General features: G+C 64.0%; 21 protein-coding genes. 9 read left to right on the top strand and 12 right to left on the bottom strand.

Annotated features, from left to right (window positions below; all coding sequences use genetic code 11):
- Positions 1-73 precede the first annotated feature (73 nt).
- Complete coding sequence (locus ABDB87_RS13315) at positions 74-298, top strand: hypothetical protein (protein WP_345927801.1); 225 nt, start codon at positions 74-76, stop codon at positions 296-298.
- A 15-nt stretch (positions 299-313) separates the two neighbouring features.
- Here the strand turns inward: ABDB87_RS13315 and ABDB87_RS13310 are convergent, their stop codons facing one another.
- The 6 genes from ABDB87_RS13310 to ABDB87_RS13285 all read right to left on the bottom strand — a co-directional run bounded on the left by ABDB87_RS13310 (position 314) and on the right by ABDB87_RS13285 (position 4,541).
- Complete coding sequence (locus ABDB87_RS13310) at positions 314-1,315, bottom strand: hydrolase (RefSeq protein WP_345927799.1); 1,002 nt, start codon at positions 1,313-1,315, stop codon at positions 314-316.
- Entirely contained in the window at positions 1,312-1,743 is a 432-nt protein-coding gene (locus tag ABDB87_RS13305) for a YybH family protein (protein ID WP_345927797.1), read from the bottom strand. Before ABDB87_RS13305 ends, ABDB87_RS13310 begins: the two co-directional genes overlap by 4 nt.
- Before the next feature lie 4 nt (positions 1,744-1,747).
- Positions 1,748-2,215: a YiiD C-terminal domain-containing protein gene (locus ABDB87_RS13300; RefSeq protein WP_345927795.1), complete on the bottom strand. Its 468-nt coding sequence runs from the start codon at positions 2,213-2,215 to the stop codon at positions 1,748-1,750.
- On the bottom strand, positions 2,212-3,210 hold the full coding sequence (gene waaF, locus ABDB87_RS13295; RefSeq protein WP_345927794.1) for a lipopolysaccharide heptosyltransferase II: 999 nt from the start codon (positions 3,208-3,210) through the stop codon (positions 2,212-2,214). Before waaF ends, ABDB87_RS13300 begins: the two co-directional genes overlap by 4 nt.
- A 48-nt stretch (positions 3,211-3,258) precedes the next feature.
- Positions 3,259-3,456, bottom strand: coding sequence for a zinc-finger domain-containing protein (locus ABDB87_RS13290; RefSeq protein ID WP_345927792.1), 198 nt, complete (start codon positions 3,454-3,456; stop codon positions 3,259-3,261).
- Between the two features lie 164 nt (positions 3,457-3,620).
- Entirely contained in the window at positions 3,621-4,541 is a 921-nt protein-coding gene (locus ABDB87_RS13285; protein ID WP_345927790.1) for a branched-chain amino acid transaminase, read from the bottom strand.
- 122 nt (positions 4,542-4,663) lie between these two features.
- On the opposite strand from ABDB87_RS13285, the gene ABDB87_RS13280 reads away from it, so the two are divergent.
- From ABDB87_RS13280 to ABDB87_RS13270, 3 genes are all read left to right on the top strand, one after another.
- Entirely contained in the window at positions 4,664-5,113 is a 450-nt protein-coding gene (locus ABDB87_RS13280; RefSeq protein WP_345927788.1) for an NUDIX hydrolase, read from the top strand.
- Between the two features lie 134 nt (positions 5,114-5,247).
- Positions 5,248-6,342, top strand: a complete 1,095-nt coding sequence (gene mnmA / locus ABDB87_RS13275; RefSeq protein ID WP_345927891.1) for a tRNA 2-thiouridine(34) synthase MnmA — start codon at positions 5,248-5,250, stop codon at positions 6,340-6,342.
- 95 nt (positions 6,343-6,437) lie between these two features.
- Positions 6,438-7,364 carry a DMT family transporter gene (locus tag ABDB87_RS13270; protein ID WP_345927786.1) on the top strand — a complete coding sequence of 309 codons (927 nt, stop codon included), beginning with the start codon at positions 6,438-6,440 and terminating at the stop codon, positions 7,362-7,364.
- Here the strand turns inward: ABDB87_RS13270 and ABDB87_RS13265 are convergent.
- The 5 genes from ABDB87_RS13265 to ABDB87_RS13245 all read right to left on the bottom strand — a co-directional run bounded on the left by ABDB87_RS13265 (position 7,361) and on the right by ABDB87_RS13245 (position 13,588).
- Positions 7,361-8,707: a diguanylate cyclase domain-containing protein gene (locus tag ABDB87_RS13265; protein WP_345927784.1), complete on the bottom strand. Its 1,347-nt coding sequence runs from the start codon at positions 8,705-8,707 to the stop codon at positions 7,361-7,363. The genes ABDB87_RS13270 and ABDB87_RS13265 overlap by 4 nt on opposite strands.
- Before the next feature lie 200 nt (positions 8,708-8,907).
- Entirely contained in the window at positions 8,908-10,065 is a 1,158-nt protein-coding gene (locus tag ABDB87_RS13260) for an oligogalacturonate lyase family protein (protein ID WP_345927783.1), read from the bottom strand.
- 106 nt (positions 10,066-10,171) lie between these two features.
- Positions 10,172-11,851 carry a TRAP transporter large permease gene (locus ABDB87_RS13255; protein ID WP_345927781.1) on the bottom strand — a complete coding sequence of 560 codons (1,680 nt, stop codon included), beginning with the start codon at positions 11,849-11,851 and terminating at the stop codon, positions 10,172-10,174.
- A complete protein-coding gene (locus ABDB87_RS13250) occupies positions 11,848-12,471 on the bottom strand; it encodes a TRAP transporter small permease (protein ID WP_345927779.1) in 624 nt (207 codons plus the stop codon). Before ABDB87_RS13250 ends, ABDB87_RS13255 begins: the two co-directional genes overlap by 4 nt.
- Before the next feature lie 106 nt (positions 12,472-12,577).
- A complete protein-coding gene (locus ABDB87_RS13245) occupies positions 12,578-13,588 on the bottom strand; it encodes a TRAP transporter substrate-binding protein (protein WP_345927777.1) in 1,011 nt (336 codons plus the stop codon).
- Between the two features lie 420 nt (positions 13,589-14,008).
- Between ABDB87_RS13245 and parC the strand changes: the two genes are divergently transcribed.
- The 5 genes from parC to ABDB87_RS13220 all read left to right on the top strand — a co-directional run bounded on the left by parC (position 14,009) and on the right by ABDB87_RS13220 (position 20,133).
- Positions 14,009-16,402, top strand: a complete 2,394-nt coding sequence (gene parC / locus ABDB87_RS13240) for a DNA topoisomerase IV subunit A (RefSeq protein WP_345927775.1) — start codon at positions 14,009-14,011, stop codon at positions 16,400-16,402.
- Positions 16,403-16,492: 90 nt separating this feature from the next.
- Positions 16,493-17,251, top strand: coding sequence for a prolipoprotein diacylglyceryl transferase (locus tag ABDB87_RS13235; protein ID WP_345927773.1), 759 nt, complete (start codon positions 16,493-16,495; stop codon positions 17,249-17,251).
- Positions 17,226-17,933 (top strand): tetratricopeptide repeat protein, encoded by a 708-nt coding sequence (locus ABDB87_RS13230; RefSeq protein ID WP_345927772.1) that lies wholly within the window; start codon positions 17,226-17,228, stop codon positions 17,931-17,933. Before ABDB87_RS13235 ends, ABDB87_RS13230 begins: the two co-directional genes overlap by 26 nt.
- Positions 17,933-18,613: a hypothetical protein gene (locus ABDB87_RS13225; protein ID WP_345927770.1), complete on the top strand. Its 681-nt coding sequence runs from the start codon at positions 17,933-17,935 to the stop codon at positions 18,611-18,613. The genes ABDB87_RS13230 and ABDB87_RS13225 overlap by 1 nt, the downstream gene beginning before the upstream one ends.
- Positions 18,610-20,133: a radical SAM protein gene (locus ABDB87_RS13220; protein WP_345927768.1), complete on the top strand. Its 1,524-nt coding sequence runs from the start codon at positions 18,610-18,612 to the stop codon at positions 20,131-20,133. The genes ABDB87_RS13225 and ABDB87_RS13220 overlap by 4 nt, the downstream gene beginning before the upstream one ends.
- Here the strand turns inward: ABDB87_RS13220 and ABDB87_RS13215 are convergent.
- Positions 20,067-20,420 carry a hypothetical protein gene (locus ABDB87_RS13215; protein WP_345927766.1) on the bottom strand — a complete coding sequence of 118 codons (354 nt, stop codon included), beginning with the start codon at positions 20,418-20,420 and terminating at the stop codon, positions 20,067-20,069. The genes ABDB87_RS13220 and ABDB87_RS13215 overlap by 67 nt on opposite strands.
- Between the last annotated feature and the right edge of the window lie 95 nt (positions 20,421-20,515).

The raw sequence follows: 20,515 nt of genomic DNA, 5'->3' as shown, positions 1-20,515 counted from the left end.
TGACCCGTGCGTCAGGCGCGAAGGCTGCCTAGACTGTCAGCGTGTATCAATGCCTGATCTGTCGGAGACTTTCATGGATGTCACTTCCGTTACCGCAGCGAGTTCAGCCGCCCCAGCCCAGAGCCAGCAGGCAGACAGGACGGGCAGCCGGCGCACGCAGGAGGAGCAGCAGGCCCAACAGGCGCAGCAGGCTCGCGAGGAGGCCCAGATCGAGATTCAGCGCAAGGCGCGCGCCGAAGAGGCTCAGCGTGTTGCCGAGCCCGGCCGGCCTGGCAGCGTCATCAACACCTTCGCCTGACGACGGATCGCGGATCTATCTGGCGTATTCGAAGTAGTGCAGCAACCGTCTGGGCATCCAGTCCAGGCGGCCGGGGAAGGCTCCGGTCACGAAACCCACATGGCCGCCTTCGCGCGGAAAGTCCAGCCGCACCAGTGAGGAGACTTCGCTCTGCATCGGCAGCGCTTCGACCGGCATGAACGGATCGTTGAGCGCGTGCAGCATCAGCGTGGGCACCGCGATGTATTTCAGATGCTGTTTGGCCGACGCCTTGCTCCAGTAATCCGCATAGTCCCTGAAACCATGCAGCGGCGCGGTAAACGCGTCGTCGAACTCCGCCAGGCTTTTTGCCCGTATCGCTTTCGCGACGTCGAATCGGCCCGGATACTGCCGCGCCTTGAGCCGCGCACGCGGCCGCATGGTCTGCAGGAAATAGCGGGTGTAGAGCTTGTTGAAGCCCTGACCGAGATGCTGGCCGCTCGCGCCAAGATCCACCGGCGCGGACACCGCCGCAGCCTTGCTGATCAGTCGCGCAGCCTCCTGGCGCCGGGTGCCCAGCCAGCAGAGCAGGGCGTTGCCGCCCAGCGAAACGCCTGCTGCGTATCGGGGCACATCAGGAAAGCGCCTGGCAAACTTGCGCAGGATCCAGTCGATCTCGTTCGCATCACCCGAATGATAGGCGCGAGGCCGGTGATTGGGCTCGCCCGAGCAGCCGCGGAAGTGAACCACCGCCCCGTTCCAGCCACGTCGGGCGACTTCCCGCATCAGCGAGCGTGCGTAATGGCTGCGACTCGAACCTTCGAGCCCATGAAACAGCACCACCAGGGGCTGAGCTTCGCGGGCCGGCAGGAAGTCGACATCGATGAAGTCCTCGTCCGGCGTTTTCCAGCGTTTGCGGCGGAAAGCCGGCATTTCACCCTTGATCGCGAGGGGCCAGATCGTCTGGGCGTGGGCGCCGCGCAGCCAGGCCGGGGCGGCATAGTCGGTCGTGCTGTCCGTTTCCGGGCGCGCGGCGGATGGAGTGTCCGCGGCTTTCAATGCACCACCCTGGGTGACTCCTGCATCATCAGGCCGCTGGTGTCGGGCGAAGGGGAGGTGTGATGCAGCAGCAGCTGCCAGCCCTGCGGCCCGCGGGCGTAGACGTTGGTGGTGATCAGCGGTGGCGCGATGGTGTCGTCGCCCTCGACGCTCACATGCTGCAGCAGGCTGTGAACGGCAATCAGCGCAGAGTGGTTGCGCACGACGTTGCTGATCCGCACATTGAATTTCATGCCAGTCTCGAAGAGCTGCTTCCACGACTCCCGGATGGCGACAAGGCCCGAGAAACGGGAGCCGCCGGGATGCACGCAGACGGCTTCTTCGTCTTCCGACCAGACCTTCATCATCGCTTCGAGGTCACTGCGGTTGAAGGCATCGTAGAAGGCCTGCTCGGCGTCGTCCGGCGAGGCAATGATGGGTGTGCTCATGACGCTAGCTTACTCCGTCGGCTTCCGGTGACACAGCCAGGGCCACGAACTCCCCTTTCATCCGGGCGGCAAGGGTTTCGCCGGCCAGCACCTCGATGATCAGTTCCAGGCGCGCCTTGCCCCGCTTCGCGAGCGTATCGAGGAATGCCGCCCAGTCTGCGTCAGCGGGATAACGTGTGCGGGCCGAAAAGGCGTCCGGCACGGGCGCAAGAAACGCCATCTCGCTGTGCCGGATGACCAGATGCGGCAAGGGCGCCATGCCGTCGAGCCGGATGCGCAGCAAGCTCCAGCCTGCCAGTGTGGCCAGCGTTGCGATGCTGCCGCCAAACGCCGTGCCACGGTGATTCACATTCGGAGCGAGCGGCGCATGAAGCTCGACCAGGGTCGGCGTGGCTTCGCGCACGGCGACCTGCATCGCGGCAGACAGCGGGATGTGGCGGTAGAGATAATCCTGCAGGCTGGCCGGACTCATTCGAGCGTGGCCCGGACCTGCTCCGGACTGATGTGGTTGAGGCAGTTCAGATGGCCCAGCGGACATTCCCGCTTGAAGCAGGGGCTGCAGGACAGGTTCAGCGACAGGACCTTCGCCCGGTCGGACATCGGCGGCGTATAGCCGGGGCTGGATGAACCGAAAAGTGCCGTCAGCGGGGTGCCGAGTGCCGCGGCCACGTGCATCAGGCCGGAGTCGTTGGTCACGACATGCCGGGCGATGGCAATCAGCTGGATGGCCTGGGCGAGATTGGTGACGCCACAGAGGTTGCGCGCTACGCCCCCGGACAGGCGGACGATTGCTTCGCCGACCGTGGCGTCTTTCTTCGAGCCCAGGAGCCAGACCGGAATGCCTTGCGTCGCGAGTTCGCCGGCCAGCGCGGCGAAATGCTTCTCCGGCCAGCGCTTGGCCGGGCCGAATTCGGCACCGGGACAGAACACCACCGGGGCGGGGGCCGCGGAGAGACCGAGTGCGGCGAGCGTGCGATCGCACGCATCCCGATCAACGCTCAGCGCGGGCAGGGGGTAGGGGCGCGGCAGTGGCGTGCCGGGTTTTTCCGCCAGTACGGCATAGCGTTCAACCTGCAGCGGCGTGTCGCTTGTATTCAGTGCATGGCGGACATTGATCAGCCCGTAGCGGGACTCCCCGGTGAAGCCGATGCGCTGCGGAATGCCTGCCAGGAATGGAATCAGGGCGGACTTGAGCGAGTTGGGCAGCACATAGGCTGCGTCGTAGCCCCGCTGCCTGAGCGCGCGCGCCAGCTTCCAGCGGTCTTTCAGGCGCAGTTGGCCGTGAGCGAAGGGGTTGTCCAGCACTTCGCCGTTGATCTGGGGCATCGCATGCAGCACGGCAGCGACCCAGGGCGGTGCAAGGGCGTCGATTCTGGCGTCGGGATGGCGTTGGGCCAGACGCAGAAAGAGTGTCTGGGCAGCGACGGTGTCGCCGATCCAGGATGGGGCGATGATCAGGATGCGCATCGGGGCTCAAATGGAAACGGGCCTCAGCGGCCCGTTGTGAGGTGTCGCTCAGTGAGCTTTCGGCGCCTCGCCGTGCAGCACATAGTGCGCGCCACAGTAGGGGCACTTGGCTTCGCCGGTATGTGCCACGTCGAGGAACACGCGCGGATGGCGTGCCCACAGCGGCGCGTCCGGTTGCGGACAGTGCAGCGGCAGATCCTTCGCCTCAACGGCGATTGGCTGGTTCTTGTCAGTGTTCTCGGCCATGGCAAATCTCCTTGGGGGTGATGGCGTATCCAGGCTTCAGCAGCATCGGGGCGTCAACGAAGCTGCAGTGCCGGCCGGTGCATTCGGTGCCTCGGGGAAAGCTGCCGTACCGGCGTACGGCGGGCTTTCGGGGCCGGCACACCGGCAGGCTCACATGCTGCGGATCAGACGTAGTGCAGCCAGTTGTCGTGCTCGGGCAGCTTGCCGCCGACGAGCTCGAAGAAGCGCGCCTGGATGGCGGCCGTGATCGGGCCACGCTTGCCTGCGCCGATGGTGCGGTTGTCCAGCTCGCGCACCGGAGTGACTTCAGCGGCGGTGCCGGTGAAGAAGGCTTCATCGGCAATGTAGATGTCGTCGCGGGTCATGCGGCGGGTCTGCACGCTGTAGCCGAGTTCCCGGGCCAGCGTATGGATGGTGTTGCGGGTGATGCCCATCAGCGCGGAGGCGATTTCCGGTTCGTAGATCACGCCGTCCTTGATCACGAAGAGGTTTTCGCCGGCGCCTTCGGCCACGAAGCCTTCGGTGTCGAGCAGCAGCGCTTCGTCGTAGCCGTCCTGGGTGGCTTCAAGATTGGCGATGATCGAGTTGGCGTAGGTCGAGGCGGCCTTGGCGCGAGCCATGGTCACATTCACATGGTGACGGGCATACGAAGAGGTCTTGACGCGGATGCCGTTCTCCAGGCCTTCGGCGCCCAGATAAGCGCCCCAGGGCCAGGCGGCAATGGCCACATGAACCGTGGCGCCGCGGGTGGAAATACCCATCTTTTCGGAGCCGTAGAACGCGATCGGACGCAGATAGCAGCTCTCGAGCTTGTTGGCACGAACGACTTCCTTCTGGGCCTCGTTGATGGTTTCCTTGTCGTAAGGAATCTTCATCATGTAGATGTGGGCCGAGTTGAACAGGCGGTCGGTGTGTTCCTTGAGGCGGAAGATCGCGGTGCCGCGTTCGGTCTTGTAGGCGCGCACGCCTTCGAACACCGACAGGCCGTAGTGCAGGGAGTGGGTCAGGACGTGAGTCGTGGCGTCGCGCCAGGGCACAAGTTTGCCGTCCATCCAGATGAAACCGTCGCGGTCAGCCATCGACATGTCAGATGCTCCGAAAGATGCTGTTGTATGAGGTCGTCGATTTTAGCGCATGACCACCCCTCACGGGCAGTGAGGGCTCTCAGCAGCTACAATGGGCGGCTGATTTACAGCTCCGGATCATCATGTCACGCTGGTTTCCACACGTAACCGTTGCGGCGCTTGTCGAGCGCGACGGGCGTTTCCTGCTGGTTGAAGAACACACGGTGGATGGCGTCCGCCTGAACCAGCCGGCTGGTCATCTTGAACAGGGAGAGTCCCTTCCGGATGCCTGCGTCCGCGAAGCGCTGGAGGAGACCGCACATCGTGTCGCGGTTGATTCGCTTGTCGGCATCTACAACTGGACGCAGCCGGACGGCAGCATCACCTATCTGCGCTTTGCCTTTGCCTGCCGGAGCCTGTCGGAAGAAGCCGGCCGGGCGCTGGACGAAGGCATCATCCGCGCGGTCTGGCTGACGCGTGAGGAGTTGCTGGCGCAGCAGGAACGCCTGCGCAGCCCGCTGGTGCTGCAGGTTGTCGAAGATTATCTGGCCGGCCGGCGTTATCCGCTGGATGTGATCCGGCATTACGAATGAAGGAAAGAAAGTGCTGAGTACTGGGTACTGGGTGCTGAGTTGAAGTTTCCGCTGGCTGAGCCAGCGCTCCATTTGACTCATAACGCAGAACCCGGCACTTCGCGAAAGGATTGAGCGATATGGATGGACAGGGAATGAAGGTCGTGGTCGGCATGTCGGGCGGGGTGGACTCCGCCGTGGCGGCCCTGCTTCTGAAGCAGCAGGGTTATGACGTGACCGGGCTCTTCATGAAGAACTGGGAAGACGATGACGACGACGAATACTGCTCGACGCGGCAGGATCTGGTCGACGTCGTGTCGGTCTGCGATGTGCTGGGCATCGACCTGGAGGTCGTGAATTTCAGCAAGGAATACAAGGATCGCGTCTTTGCGGACTTCCTTCGCGAATACGAGGCCGGCCGTACGCCGAACCCGGACATCCTCTGCAACAGCGAGATCAAGTTCAAGGCCTTTCTCGACCATGCCATGGATCTTGGCGCAGACAAGATCGCGACCGGCCACTATGCCGGCGTGCGCGAGTTCGAGAATGACGGCCGCGTCGAGTATCAATTGCTGAAAGCGGATGACGGCACCAAGGATCAGAGCTACTTCCTGTATCGCCTGAACCAGGCGCAGCTCTCGAAGGCGCTCTTTCCGCTGGGCAACATCTACAAGCGCGAAGTCCGCGAAATTGCCGAGCGCGCCGGTCTGCATGTGGCGACCAAGAAGGATTCCACCGGCATCTGCTTCATCGGCGAGCGGCCCTTCCGCGAGTTCCTGATGCGTTATCTGCCCACCAAGCCGGGCGAGATCCGCTCGCTGGATGACAACCGCCTGCTGGGCGAGCACCAGGGCCTGATGTATCACACCATCGGCCAGCGCAAGGGGCTCAACATCGGTGGCATCAAGGGGAACGATCACGCCGGCGAACACGAGGCCTGGTACGTGGCCGGCAAGGACATGAAAACCAATGTGCTCTATGCGGTGCAGGGGCATGAGCATCCGGCGCTGCAGAAGGAGCACCTGATCGCGGCCGACCTGAACTGGATCGGTGGTCGCGCGCCGCGCACGCAGTGGGTCTACACCGCCAAGCCGCGCTATCGCACGCCGGATCAGCCCTGCAGTTTCGACCTGATTGACGCAGAGCAGGCCGGCATTGCCTTTGCTGCGCCACAGTGGGCCATTACGCCGGGGCAGTCCGTCGTGGTGTATGAAAGCCGTGTCTGCTTGGGCGGCGGCATCATCGTTTGATCATCCGTCGGCGCGCTTGAGCGCCCGCATGACGTGTGCCGGCAGGGCCGACCGCCCTGCCGGTTTCATTTTCAGCCGGTATTCCTCACTGACTCATGAGCTCACCCAGTCTCTTTACCCGTCGTCCGGTGGTTTTTGCGCTGGCGACACTCTGCTGCCTGCTTTGGGGCAGCGCCTATCCTTCCATCAAGAGCGGTTACGCGCTGCTCTCCATTGCCGCGGATGACATTCCCGGCAAGCTGCTGTTTGCGGGCTGGCGATTCCTTTTTGCGGGTCTGCTCCTGCTGCTCTTCGCGCTGATGACCGGGCGCAGCCTCAAGCTTCGCAGCGCACGGGATGCGGGCGAGGTCTGCGTGCTCGGCCTCTTCCAGACGTCGCTGCAGTATGTGTTCTTCTATCTCGGGCTGGCCTACACGACTGGCGTGAAGGGCTCGATCATGAATGCGACCGGCACCTTTTTCTCGGTGCTGCTGGCGCACTTCATCTACCACAATGACCGCGTGAACGGCCGCAAGGCGCTGGGCTGCCTGATCGGATTCGGCGGGGTGCTGGTGTGCAACTTCAGCGCCGAACTGCTGGACTTCCATTTCAGCCTGGCGGGCGAGGGCAGCGTGGTGTTCGCAGCCTTCATCCTCTCTGCGGCCTCGATCTACGGCAAGAAGCTCTCGCAGCGCATCGATTCGGTGGTACTGACAGGCTGGCAGCTCGCATTGGGGGGCGCCGTCCTGCTGCTGATTGGCGCCTTGATGGGCGGCACGCTGCAGGCGTTTTCCTTCAAGGCCCTGCTGCTGATGGCCTATATGGTGCTGCTGTCGTCCGTCGCTTTCGCGCTCTGGGCGCAACTGCTCAAGTACAACCGTGTCGGTCTGGTCGCCGTGTTCAACTTCCTGATTCCGGTCTCGGGTGCGGTGCTGTCTGCCGTTTTTCTCGGCGAGCAGATTCTTGAATTCAAGTATCTGGTTGCGCTGGTGCTTGTGTGTGGTGGCATCTGGCTGGTGACCAAGGAAGGCAAACCGGCCTAGACCGGCGTGCCCGTGGCCGGGCTCTGCGCGAAGCGCATGCCGCCGCCCGCAAGCTTGGCCGCGTACATCGCCGCGTCTGCGTGCATCAGCAGGGCTTCCATGGTTTCGCCATGCATCGGGAAGAGCGCGATGCCGATGCTGATGCCCAGGCGGATCTGCACATGACCGAGGTCCAGCGGTGTGGCGAACTGCGCTTCGACACGCTTGCCGATGAGCCCGGCCTGTTCCATGTCCTGCGCATCGAAGACGAGCAGGAATTCATCCCCGCCGAGGCGGGCGAGCACGTCGGATTGCCGGCAGACCTGCGCAATGCGGCGCGCCATGTTCTGCAGCACCTTGTCGCCGACGGCGTGCCCATGCCTGTCGTTGACGGCCTTGAAACCGTCGAAATCGAAGATCATCACGCCGCACAGCGTGTTCTCACGGCGCGCCTGGGCGAGGCGCCGCTCCAGGTAGGGCATGATGAATGCGCGGTTGGCCAGCCCGGTCAGCGCGTCGGTACTGGCGAGCGTGCGAAGCTCAAGCTCCAGGGCCTTGCGGCGCTCGATGTCCTGCTCCAGCTCCGTATTGACGCGTTGCAGCTCGTGGGTGCGGGTCTGGATCGTGTGTTCGAGATGTTCGTTATGAGCCAGCAGCGCCCCGCGGGCGTCGGTGAGGCGGTGCAGCAGCGCCGCAAAAGCCTGGTAGAGGCGACCGATGTCGTCGTTTCCGGTTCGCCGGGCAAACTCGGGCGGCGCTTCCAGCTGGTCCGGATGGATGTTGTCGACCGCATGCATCAGCAGTGACAGCGGCCGGCCGATCGTGCGCCAGAAGATGATCTGCTGGATCAGCACGCAGCCGGCAAAGAGTCCGGCAGCGCACAGCAGCAGCAGGGTGGCGCGCTGGATCGCCGCATCGATCATGAGGCGTCGGTCGAGCCTGATTTCGGCGTGGCCGGCCAGCGCTCCGGAGGCGCCATGCAGCTGTCGCGAGACGGTGTCGAAGGGGCGGGTGAAGCGGATGACCAGCCGGGACAGGGGCGAGAGTTTCAGCCCCGTCTGCCGGGTCGAGGTGTAGAGCACCTCGCCTTCTATGGTCTTGAGGCTGGCCGAGCTGAGCAAGGCGTTTCCCTGCAGTACGTCTGCCGTGACGGCTTCGAAGCCGGTGAAGTCATGCATGTCCATGTTCAGCGCGAGCAGGGTGTCGGCATCCCTGCGCAGCGATTCCACGGCCTGGCCAGCGATGAGCAGCGCGTTTTCCGATTGCTGGCGGTACAGGAAGCCGCTTCCCAGGAAGCTCAGCACGAGTGCGACCAGGGTGGTGAACAGCAGTGAGATGAGGTTGATTCGGAGTGGCAGAGCCATTGTCATTCGAGGCTGGGGTCGGGGCCGGGCTGCGTGATAACCTGCCCGTAAGTCTGCATCTTCCCGAGAAATCCCATGCCAAGGGGATTTGCTCCGAAACAATTTGCAACAATTCACAATCCGTTCGGACGCGTATGGACCGGTGCTGCATTGCTGCCGCCGGCCGGTCGCCGCGGGGGCGGGCCGGCGGCCCGTGCGGATCAGTCGGGCAGGTCTGCGAGGTAGAGCGCGGGCTTGCCGTCCCTGTCGCTCGAGAACAGCACCCGCTGCTCATCCGGGGTGAAGGATGGGTGAGGGTGGGTCGCCTGCGTGTTGCCCTTGTATTCGGCCCAGCTCGTGTCGTGCCGGCAGATCTTGCGGTGGCTGCGTGCCTTGACGTCGAAGAGGTGGATCCAGGGATCCGCTTCAAAGGCATGGCCGTCCTTGTCCGATACATCACCGAGCTGACCCGCGCCGTCTCCGACGATGAGACTGCCGTCGAAATTGCTCATCAGGTGCGCGCAGGGAGGCATGGCCATGATGCATTCGTTCTCGAGGGTGACCGGGTCGGCCGCCCAGATGAAGCGCTCCTGCTCACCTTTCACATAGCTCACATAGACGAGCTTCGAGCCGTCCGGCACCCAGAACTCATGCATGCAGGCTTCTCCCGGGGCGTGATCCTTGACCTTGCGAAGCCGGGTGCCGTCTGCATTGATCAGCCACATCCGGGCGTCGACCAGATCGTGCGGGCCTTCATGGCAGAAGCCCATCGTGCGGTCGTCGAAAGGGCGATACATGGGGTGCCCCATGTAGCGTTTCTGCTCGAACACGACGCGGGCTTCGCCGCTCGCGATGTCGATCGAGATCAGCCGCTCGCGGGGCTGGATTTCGAACTGGCGCCGGAAGCGCTCCCAGCCGCTGCCCCCGGTGGCCTGATCCTCGCTCAGCATCTCCATGCCGGCAATGAGCGTGCAGTCTGTGTTGGGCACCCAGGTGCCCGCTCCGCGCCAGCCTTCCGGCACCGTGTAGATCACGTCTTCCTCGAGTGTGGCGAGATCGACCCGGCGGTGTTCGAGCCCTGCCTTGGTGTAGAAGAGGAAGCGGTCGTCCGGCGAGAGGTAGGCGCCGTGATAGTTGTCGCCACGCCCTTCGGTGAGCTGGCGCGCAAGTCCGCTCGCGAGGTCCAGCATCCAGATGTTGAAGACGCCGTCGAACTCCCCGCCGAAAATCAGCTGGCGGCCGTCCGCGGTGAAGCACTTCTGGTAGAAGTAATTGCGCGGGCAGGCGACTTCCGGAGGCGTCAGGCGGGTGACACGTACACCGGTGTCCGGATCGGTGAGCTCGTGGGGGCGGAATTCAAGCGTGCTGCCTTTGGGCATGGCGGCGGACCGACAGGAAAAAAGGGAGCAGGCATTTTACGCCCGCTCCCTTCTTCGAGTCGCGCCAATCGGAGCGGCGGCCCTGAGCGGCCGCTCCGGCGGGCGGTTACATCATGCCCAGCGCTTTCGGCAGCCAGAGCGTGAGCGGCGGCCAGTAGGTCACCAGCGCCAGGAAGCCCAGCATGGTGAGCAGCCAGGGCCAGACCGCGACCGTCAGCTCGGTGATGCCCATCTTGGTGATGCCGGAAGCCACATACATGTTGAGGCCCACCGGCGGATGACACATGCCGACCTCCATATTCACCGTGATCAGGATGCCGAAGTGGATCGGATCGATCCCCAGCTTCATCGCCACCGGAAACAGGATGGGCGCCATGATCAGCACGATGGAGGAAGGCTCCATCACGTTGCCGGCCAGCAGCAGCAGGACGTTGACCGCAAGCAGAAAGGCGATCGGCCCCAGCCCCTGGGCCAGCAGCCAGTCAGCCAGCTGCTGCGGGATGTTTTGGTCGGTCATGATGAAGCTGAACATCACCGCGTTGGTAATGATGTAGAGCAGCATCGCGCTCATGTTGGCCGAGGACAGCAACACCCGCGGCACATCTTTCAGGCCCAGATCCTTGTAGACGAACACGGCGACAAAGAACGCATACACCGCGCTCATCGCCGCGGCTTCCGTGGGGGTGAAGATGCCGCTGTAGATGCCGCCCATCACCACCACGATCAGCAGCAGTCCCCAGATGCTGTTCCAGTAGGCGCGCCAGACTTCGAGGGACTCCCACATCAGCTCGAAAGTGAAGGTCGGTGCGATCTTCGTGTAGCTGCCGCAGGCCTGGATCAGGCTCAGCCAGCCCAGCATGATCACGACCGGCACGCCCGCGATATACACGGGTGAGACGTCACCCATCGCGCGGATCGCCAGCACGCTCGCCAGAATCGGCACACCCAGCACGATGAGGCCGATATAGACGAAGCGCGTGACCCACTTGTTCTTGGTGCTCCAGGGAGCCAGGGCCAGCCAGACGACGCAGGCCAGGAAATACACGAAACCCGAGCCCGACGAGAACTGGCCGATCAGGGTGCCGGCCAGCACTGGCGGCGCGATCGTGAAGACCAGCGCATAGAAGGCGCCGAAGAGCCCGCCGATCGTGGCCTGCAGACTGTTGCGCTCCGGAAACAGCATGACACGCGGATAGTTGTACTTGCGTGCGCGGTACCAGGTCGTCAGGCCCAGCAGGAAGGCGAGCAGCAGCCCGGGAATGACACCGGCCATGAACAGCGTGCCGACCGAGGAGTTGGTGGCAACCGAATACATCACCATCACGATGCTGGGCGGGATCAGGATGCCCAGCGCACCGGAGGTGGTGATCACGCCCGCACCGAAGCGCTTCGGGAAGCCCGCCTTCACCATGGCCGGCATCAGGATTGCGCCGATGGCCACTACGGTGGCCGGGCTGGAGCCCGAGAGGGCTGCGAACAGCGCGCAGGCGATCACCCCCGCCAGGCCCAGACCACCATGCCAGTGGCCCACCAGCGCGGTGGCGAAGTTGATCATGCGCCGCGCCACACCGCCATGGGTGAGGAAGTTGCCGGCCAGAATGAAGAAGGGGATCGCCATGATCTCGAACTTCTCGATGCCGGTGAAAAGCTTCATGGCGACCGATTCGATCGGCACCTGGGTCATGGTGTAGAGGAAGGTGAGCACCGTGAGGCCCAGCGAGATCGAGATCGGCATCCCGGTGAGCATCAGGGCAATGAGCAGCCCGAAGATGATTGCGGTGTTCATGAGCGGGCTCCTTCGGCGTGAGTCTCGGTCGGTTCGTCGTCTTCGATGCCGTCTACCGCACCGTGATCGTGGTGGGGCAACTCACCGGTGTGCCAGAAATTCCAGGCCACCTGCAGGAAGCGGAAACACATCAGTGAAGAGCCCAGCGGCACGGCCAGATACACCATCCAGGTCGGCCATTCCAGATCGGGGGTGACCGGGCCCTCGGGTACGAACTCGGTGCTGCCGATCAGCTGATTGAAGGCGTAGTGCATGCCGTTGCCCCAGACGAGGCGAAAGCCCAGGGTGCACACGATGCCGGTGAAGAGCGCGCCGGCGAGCAGGCCGAACAGCACGAAGCGGCTACGCAGGCGGTCGGGCATCTGGTTGATGGCCACATCGACGCCGACGTGGATGCCGGTTCGCACACCATAGGCGGCGCCGAACTTGGCCATCCAGACGAACAGGATGATGGTCAGTTCCTGCGCCCAGCCGAAGTTGAGGCCCAGCAGCCAGTCCTGAAGATAGGGAATTTCGACACCGGCCAGATAGCGGTGTACGACGGAGGCAAAGATGATCAGCGTCGCGACTGCGATCAGGCTCGCGATGAGGATCTCCTCCAGACGGTCGAGTATTTTCATGTTGTTCTCGATGTAATGCGGAACACCCGGGTGGATGAAGCGTGCTGCAGATGAAGAAAACCGGACGATCAGATCGCCCGGTTTCCCTTGCAAGGCATGGCCGGGTTCAGAGCTTCGACGGATCGAAACCGGTTTCCTTGTAGACGCTCTTGATCACGTCTGCACCGATCCGGCTTTCGGCTTCCTTGTGGACCTTGATCAGGGACTTCTTCAGCGCGGTACGTTCCGCCGGCGTCATGTCGAGGATCTGGGTCTTGCCCGAAGCACGGACGGCTTCGGTCGCATCCGCGTTCTCTTTCTGGGCGATGGCGTTTGCATAGCGGGTGGATTCTTCCATCGCCGTGCTGACGATCTTCTTGAGGTCTGCGGGCAGGTCATCCCAGAACTTCTTGTTGATGATGACTGCATAGCCGAGGTAGCCGTGGTGCGACTGCACCATGTACTTCTGCACTTCATGCATCTTCTGCGTGTAGAAGTTCGACGGCGGGTTCTCGGTGCCATCGACCACGCCGGTCTGCAGTGCCTGATAGACCTCGGAGAAAGCCATCACCTGCGGGATCACCCCCAGCGCGCGCATCTGGGCTTCGAGCACCTTGGACGACTGGATCCGCATCTTCATGCCCTTGAAGTCTTCGGGTTTCTTCAGCGCCTTGTTGGCCGAAAAATCCTTGAAGCCGTTGTCCCAGTAGGCGAGACCGACGATGCCCTTGGGTTCGAGCTTCTTGAATAGCGACGCGCCCAGCGGACCCGAGGTGACGCGGTGCAGTGCGTTGTAGTCGTCGAAGATGAAGGGAAGGTCGAAGAGTTCGAACTCCTTCACGCCCAGCGGGCCGAACTTGGCCAGCGACGGGGCCAGCATCTGCACGGCGCCGATCTGGATGGCATTCATCTCCTCGCCGTCCTTGTAGAGCTGGCTGTTCGGATAGACCTCGACCTTGAGCTTGCCGCCAGCGCGCTCGTTGACGAGCTTGGCGAACTGGTCGGCGGCCTTGCCTTTCGGAGTGTCCTTGGCGACGACGTGGCTGAACTTGATGACGATGGGTTGCTGCTGGGCCATGGCGAAGCCGCTGGCGGTAAGGGCCATGAGGCCGATCAGGACACTGCGACGGACATTCATGATTGTTCTCCTCTCGGGTGGTGGGGCACGTGAGTTGCTCACGGGCGGACCTGCAAGCGTCAGGGGGTGACTCTGGAACGGACTGGCGGTGGCCTTCGTGGGGCGCGTGCTTCTGGAAGCCTTTTCCTGCGTGCGGGCCGGGAAACCGGCGTAGCCGCACCTTGCAGGCCAGACTCTGCAACCGTTACGCGCATGAAGGGAATCCGGGTTTTCCATGTTCGCGAGGTGGCAGCGCCTGCGGGGCTTTGCGCCATGCCAGCGGATTCCCGCTCAGGCGCGGAAGGCAGTCTCGGCGGGCGCTGTTGCCGCACGGTTGCGGATTCACGACGCTTCGACGAACGGCAAGTGCTGCGGCCTGCGGGGCGCAGCGCGCGCGCTCGGGCTACAATCCGCAGCCTGATTCACCCGAACCACCGAGCGATGACTTCCCCTGTCGATCAAGAGCCCGACCTGTTTGGCGCTGAGCCGGCGCCGGCCGCCGTGCTGCCTGTTGCTGCCGAGCCGCCCGCTCCGCCGGCCTCTCCGGTTTCTCCTGGCCTGGCCGAACTGCCGGACGACCACCTGCCGATTGCCGCCTTTGCCGAGCGTGCCTATCTCGCCTACGCGATGAGCGTGGTGCGTGGCCGGGCTCTGCCGCAGGTGGAGGATGGCTTGAAGCCGGTGCAGCGCCGCATCCTCTACACCATGCATCGCATGCGCCTGGCGCCCGGCTCCAAGCCGGTGAAGTCCGCCCGCGTGGTGGGGGATGTGATGGGTAAATTGCATCCGCACGGGGACTCGTCGATCTACGACGCCTCGGTGCGCCTGGCGCAGGATTTCTCGCTGCGCTATCCGCTGATCGATGGCCAGGGCAACTTCGGCTCGCGGGACGGCGATGGCGCGGCGGCGATGCGCTACACCGAAATGCGCCTGACGCCGATTGCAGATCTGTTGCTCTCCGAAATCGAGATGGGCACGGCTGACTTCGTGCCGAACTACGACGGCGGCGATCAGGAGCCGAAACTGCTGCCGGCGCGGCTGCCGATGCTCTTGCTCAATGGCTCTTCCGGCATCGCCGTGGGCATGGCAACCGAATGCCCGCCGCACAATCTGCGTGAAGTGGCGGCGGCAGCACAGCTGCTGATCAAGAAGCCGGAATCCACGCTGGACGACATCCGTGCCGTGCTGCCGGCGCCGGATTTCCCCGGCGGTGGCCAGATCATCTCGCCCGATTCGGCGATCCGTGACGCCTACACGACGGGCCGCGGCTCGATCCGCATGCGTGCGCGCTGGCGTGTCGAAACGCTTGCACGCGGAGCCTGGCGGATCATCGTGGAAGAGCTGCCGCATGGAGTTTCCGCCGCGAAGATCCTCTCCGAGATCGAGGCGGTCACCAACCCTCAGCCCAAGACCGGCAAGAAGGAAGTCAGTCAGGAGGAGAAGAACAACAAGGCGCTGGTGCTGGGCGTGCTCGATGCCGCGCGTGACGAGTCCTCCGATCTCGCACCGGTGCGCCTGGTGCTTGAACCGAAGACCCGCACCCAGGAGCCGGATGATCTGATGCGCGTGCTGCTGGCGCACACCAGCCTCGAAGCTTCGGTGTCGATGAACCTCACCGTGATCGGCCTGGATGGCCGGCCGGCGCAGAAGGGCCTCAAGGCGCTCATCCGCGAGTGGATCGATTTCCGCTTTGAAACCGTGGAGCGCCGCACCCGGCACCGGCTGGGGCAGGTCGAACGCCGCATCCACATTCTCGAAGGTCGCCAGATCGCCTGGCTGCACATCGACGAGATCATCAAGGTGATCCGCGAGGCGGACGAGCCCAAGACGGAGCTGATCGCGCGCTTCGGGCTGACCGAGATGCAGGCCGAAGACATTCTCGAGATCCGCCTGCGCCAGCTCGCCAGGCTCGAATACATCGCCATAGAGAAGGAGCTCGCCGGCCTGCGTGACGAACGTGCCGGGTTGATCGAGCTGCTTGAGAACCGCGGTGCGATGACAAAGCTGATCCTCAAGGAAATCAGCGAGGACGCGAAGAAGCATGGCGACGATCGCCGCAGCCTGATCGAGGCCGCAGCGCCGGTCGTGGCGACCGAAGCGCCGGTGCTCGACGAGCCGGTCACCGTTCTGCTCTCGAAGAATGGCTGGGTCCGCACCCGCCAGGGGCATGGCATTGATCCCCAGACGCTCAGCTGGAAGAGCGGCGACAGCGCCTTCCTGGTGGCGGAAGCACGCACCACCTGGCCGCTGATCATCGTGGATACCACCGGCCGCGCCTATTCCATCCGCATTGCCGACCTGCCCGGCGGCCGCGGCGACGGCGTACCGCTTACCACCCTGATCGAGCTCCAGCCGGGCGCCCGCGTGGCGCAGGCACTGGCGGACGATCCGGTCAGCGAATACTTCTTTGCCAACTCCGGCAGCTACGGCTTCATCACGAAGCTCGAAGACCTCGTCACCCGTCAGCGCGCCGGCAAGGCCTTCATGACGCTCGAGGCGGACGAAACCGTGCTCTCGCCTGCCAAGGTGCTGGGCGAATGGCTGGCGGCGGCCTCGGGCAATGGCCGTCTGCTGTACTTCCCGCGGGCCGAGATGAAGGTGATGCCGCGAGGCCGCGGCATGATCGTGATGGGGTTGGACGAGAAGGAAGCGCTTTGCGCCGTGTGCTGCCCGCCGACCGATGCGGTGGTCGTGACCGGCACCGGTCGTGGCGGCAAGGAGGTCGAACTGCTGGTCAAGGGCGTGGCGCTTGAAGCCTGTCGGGGCAAGCGTGCCAGAAAGGGCGGCACGCTCACACCCAAGGTGAAGCCTGACGCACTCAAGCCCCAGAGCTGATCTTGCGTCCGGAGCCGGCGTGCTGACACGGCGGGCTCCGGACTCTGATCGCCGCTCGTTCCGATCACCGAGTTTTGCCGGCACGCCGCCATGATCCAGAACCCGGAAACCGCTCACTTCGTTCACGCCGTCTTCGAAGCGGCCGCGATGTTCATCGGGGCGCGCTATTACTTTGCCGTGCGCCGGCGCAGCGCCGAGACCGCTGTTTCCGGGCGGAGCTACGGAGTCCTGCTCGGCTGCCTGCTGGGCGCGGGCATCGGCAACAAGCTGGTGTACGCGCTCGAGTGGCCACAGCTTTTCACCGCCGGAAATTTTCTCTCGCAGATCTGGGCCGGGCAGTCGGTGGTTGGTGGCCTGCTGGGCGGTTTGCTGGGCACCGAGCTTGCCAAGTGGCTCACCGCACAGTCCCGCTCCACCGGGGATCTCTTTGTCGGCCCCTTCCTGCTTGCACTCGCCATCGGCCGGGTCGGCTGTTTTCTGGCAGGCCTCAATGACGGCACCTGTGGCGTGGCCACCAGTCTGCCCTGGGGCCTTGATTTCGGCGACGGCATGCCCCGTCACCCCGCGCAGCTGTATGAAATCGCCTTCGTGCTGCTGCTCTGGTGGGGACTCGCCCGCAGTCGCGCCAGCCTTGCCTGCGTGCCCGGCCTGCAATTCAAGCTGATGACCAGCGCATATCTGCTCTGGCGCTTGCTGATAGACTTCCTCAAACCCGTGCCCTTTGCCTGGTGGCTGGACCTCTCCGGCATCCAGTGGGTATGTCTCGCCGCACTGGCGATCTATCTTCCCCATGTGTCAGCCGCCCTCCAGGAGAAACAGGAACATGCCCGGATTCGCTCGACCCTCTGATGCCACGGTCATGGAGTGGCGTGAAAAGCTGGGGCTCTGGCTCGCCATGCTTTTCGTACTGGGCACCATGGCCTGTGCCATCCCGGTCACGGTCTGGACGGTGGAGCCTTCCGACAACGAGGCCCGCAAGCAGATCCAGCCGCTGGCCGAGAGGGGCGATGTGGTGGCGCAGTACCGGCTCGCGATGGCCTATCGCCATGGCATCGGCGGGGTGAAAAAGGATGCCGCGCAATCCTGGACCTGGCTCGCCCGCTCGGCTGATGCGCATTACGAACCCGCCATGATCGAGCTGGCCGATGCGGCGCTCTTCGGAGAGTTTGGTCAGGTGCAGGACACGGCGCGTGGCCTGGCCTTGTGGCGGGATCTGGCGCGTCAGGGCAGTGTGGATGCGCCGGTGCGTTTCGCAATGCGTCTGGATGACGCGAAGAACACCTGGGCGGATCCGGCAGAGGCCGCCAGCTGGTATCGGGCCGCAGCCCTCCGCGGGCACCGCTTTGCGGCCTACAAATACGCGCAGCATATCGAGAAGCCGGGCCCGGCCGAGAGCCAGATCGAAGCCTGTGCCTGGTACGGGCTGGGCCGCTCCTCGGTGGACGTGGAGCGTCTGCAGGCCGGAATGACTGCTGCTCAGCGCGAGCGGGTGGCGCGCCGGCGTGCCGAACTCGAGCGGGGAGGTGTGTGATGAAACGACTCGCATGGTGTCTGCCGGTACTCCTGGCTGCCTGCATCCCCTATCCGCATGTGGAGGTGAAGCCGGAGCCGAAATACGCGCTCTTCACCCAGAACGCCCATGACCCGAGCAGTGATTTCTCCGCCCGTTTCCCTTTGCATGAATCCCCCCAGGGCGCGGAGTGGGCGCGACTGCAGCAGGACCGCTTCATCATGCGCATGGAAGCGCTCAAGCCCTCCTGGCTCGACCGTAACCGGAGCGGGCCGGACGACCTCTACTGGATGCAGCGCAGCCTGCAGCAAGGTGTGCTGCGCATGGATGCTTCCTCTTTCCGCGACAGTGACAAGCCCGGCAAATGCTTCTGGAGCATTGTCTCCGACACGTCGGCCTACCTCCGGCGGCCGGAGGCCGGCTGGTGTCGCGAGATTGACGCTACGACACGCCAGAGCCTGCTGGAGCGGGCCGAGGCCTGGAATGCGACCTGGCGTCAGCCGCTGACGCCGGTGGATCAGTGTGTCACCCAGTTGCGCGGACTGCTTCGCAGCGAAATCGCGGCGACACCGTTCCCGGCGGAGCGTGCGTCCGCCTGCATGCGGCTGGATCCGGGCGCCAGGGAAGAGGCCATGCGCCGCGCCGACATCCTGCTGCCGCAACGGGATCGGGCGCAGTATCCGCTGGCGGGCCGACCATGAGCCGCAAGAATCGTCCCTATGATTTCTACGACACCACGAGCTCGGTGTGCTCGACCTGCCTGAGGCAGATCGAAGCGAAGATCCTGTTCAAGGACGGGCGGGTCTTCATGGAGAAGTGGTGCCCGGCGCACGGCACCGAGCGGGTGCTGATGTCGGAAGACGTCGACTACTACCGGCTCGGCCGCGAGGTCTACGTCAAGCGACCGGAAATGCCCGAGAACTTCTCGACGAAGATGGCGTTCGGCTGCCCCTACGATTGCGGGCTCTGCCCGGATCACATGCAGCACAGCTGCCTGACGGTGCTGGAAATTACCGATCACTGCAATCTGCGCTGCCCGGTCTGCTATGCCGGCAGCGGGCCCGAGCGGCAGACGCACAAGCCGCTGGCGGTTGTCGAGCGCATGCTCGATGCGGTGGTGCGCAATGAGGGCGAGCCGGATGTGCTGCAGATATCCGGTGGCGAGCCCACGCTGCATCCGGAGTTCTTCGAGATTCTGGATGCTGCGCGTGCGCGCCCGATCCGGCATCTGATGATCAATACCAATGGCATCCGTCTGGCGCAGGAACCGGACTTTGCCGCGCGCCTTGCAGCCTATGGCAAAGGCATCGAAATCTATCTGCAGTTCGATTCGCTGCGCAGCGAGGTGCATCAGGCCCTGCGCGGCGCGGATCTGACGCGCATCCGGCGCGAAGCGCTGGAAGCCTGCAACCGGCACGGCATTTCCGTCACCCTGGTGATGACGCTCAAGCGCGGGCTCAATGATGATGAGATTGGCGATGTGATCCGCTTCGGGCTGACCCAGCTCTGCGTGCGTGGCGTGACCCTGCAGCCTATTCAGGACGCCGGCCGCAACGAGGATTTCGATGCGGCGGCCAACAGCCTCACGGTGAGCGGCATCCGGCGCAGGATTGCCGAGCAGTCCGGCCTCTTCACGCTTGAAGACGTGGTGCCGGTGCCCTGCAATCCCGACACGCTGGCCATGGCTTACGCCCTGCGACTGGGCGATTCAGTGACGCCGCTGACGCGCCACCTTGGCCCGGAAGTGTTGCTGGCGGGGCCGTCGAACACCATCGTTTTCGAGCGCGATCCGGCGCTCAAGGCCCAGCTCTTCAAGCTCTTCTCGACGAATCACTCGCCGGAATCCCAGGCGAACTGCCTGTCGGATCTGCTCTGCTGCCTGCCGAAAATCGATGCGCCCGCATTGAGCTACGAGAACGTTTTCCGCGTGCTGATCGTGCAGTTCATGGATGCGCGGAATCTCGACATCCGGGCGCTGAAGAAATCCTGCATCCATATGGTTCAGCCGGATGGACGGATGATTCCTTTCGAGGCCTGGAACCTCTTCTATCGGGATGAGCGCAGCCGCCTGCTGGAAAGCATCCGCGACGAGATCCGCGCGGAGACGCAGGCCCGCCTGCGTTTCCATCCCCGGCTCCCGGAACGCGCGGCCGCTCAGACCAGCAATGACACCATCGTGCCCACGGTCGCGGCGGCGGCCAGCCATTTGCCGGCCGAGTAATAACCGTTTTCCGCCTTGGCCTGCTCCTCCGGGCGTTCGAGCCCGAGCGCGCCGTAGACGAAGGACTGCACCGGCGCGTCACCCTCTGCCTCGCCCGCTTGCGGGCTCTCGGCGGCTTCGAGCTGGGCAAACAGGCGGGCCGAGCCCGAAACGCTGACCTCTGCGGCCGGACCATCGTCGGGCAGGGACGTGGCCGTGCTGCGGTCGGCCTGGCTAGCCGTGCTGCCGGGCAGGGCGAGCATGGCGGATGCTGCTGGAATACTGTTTGCCGGAATGGTGCTGCTCATGGGGCGCCTCCCTGGATGCCGTGATGCCGTTGTCACAAGGCTTATCGGAGGCAGGGCAGGGCGCTTGAGCAGGGTACGGTGTTTTTAAACCGATT

Origin of the sequence: Uliginosibacterium paludis (assembly GCF_039631355.1) — a bacterium.
Lineage (GTDB): Bacteria > Pseudomonadota > Gammaproteobacteria > Burkholderiales > Rhodocyclaceae > Uliginosibacterium > Uliginosibacterium paludis.
Note: the sequence above shows the minus strand (reverse complement) of the source record. Positions and strands in the feature narration are given on the sequence as shown.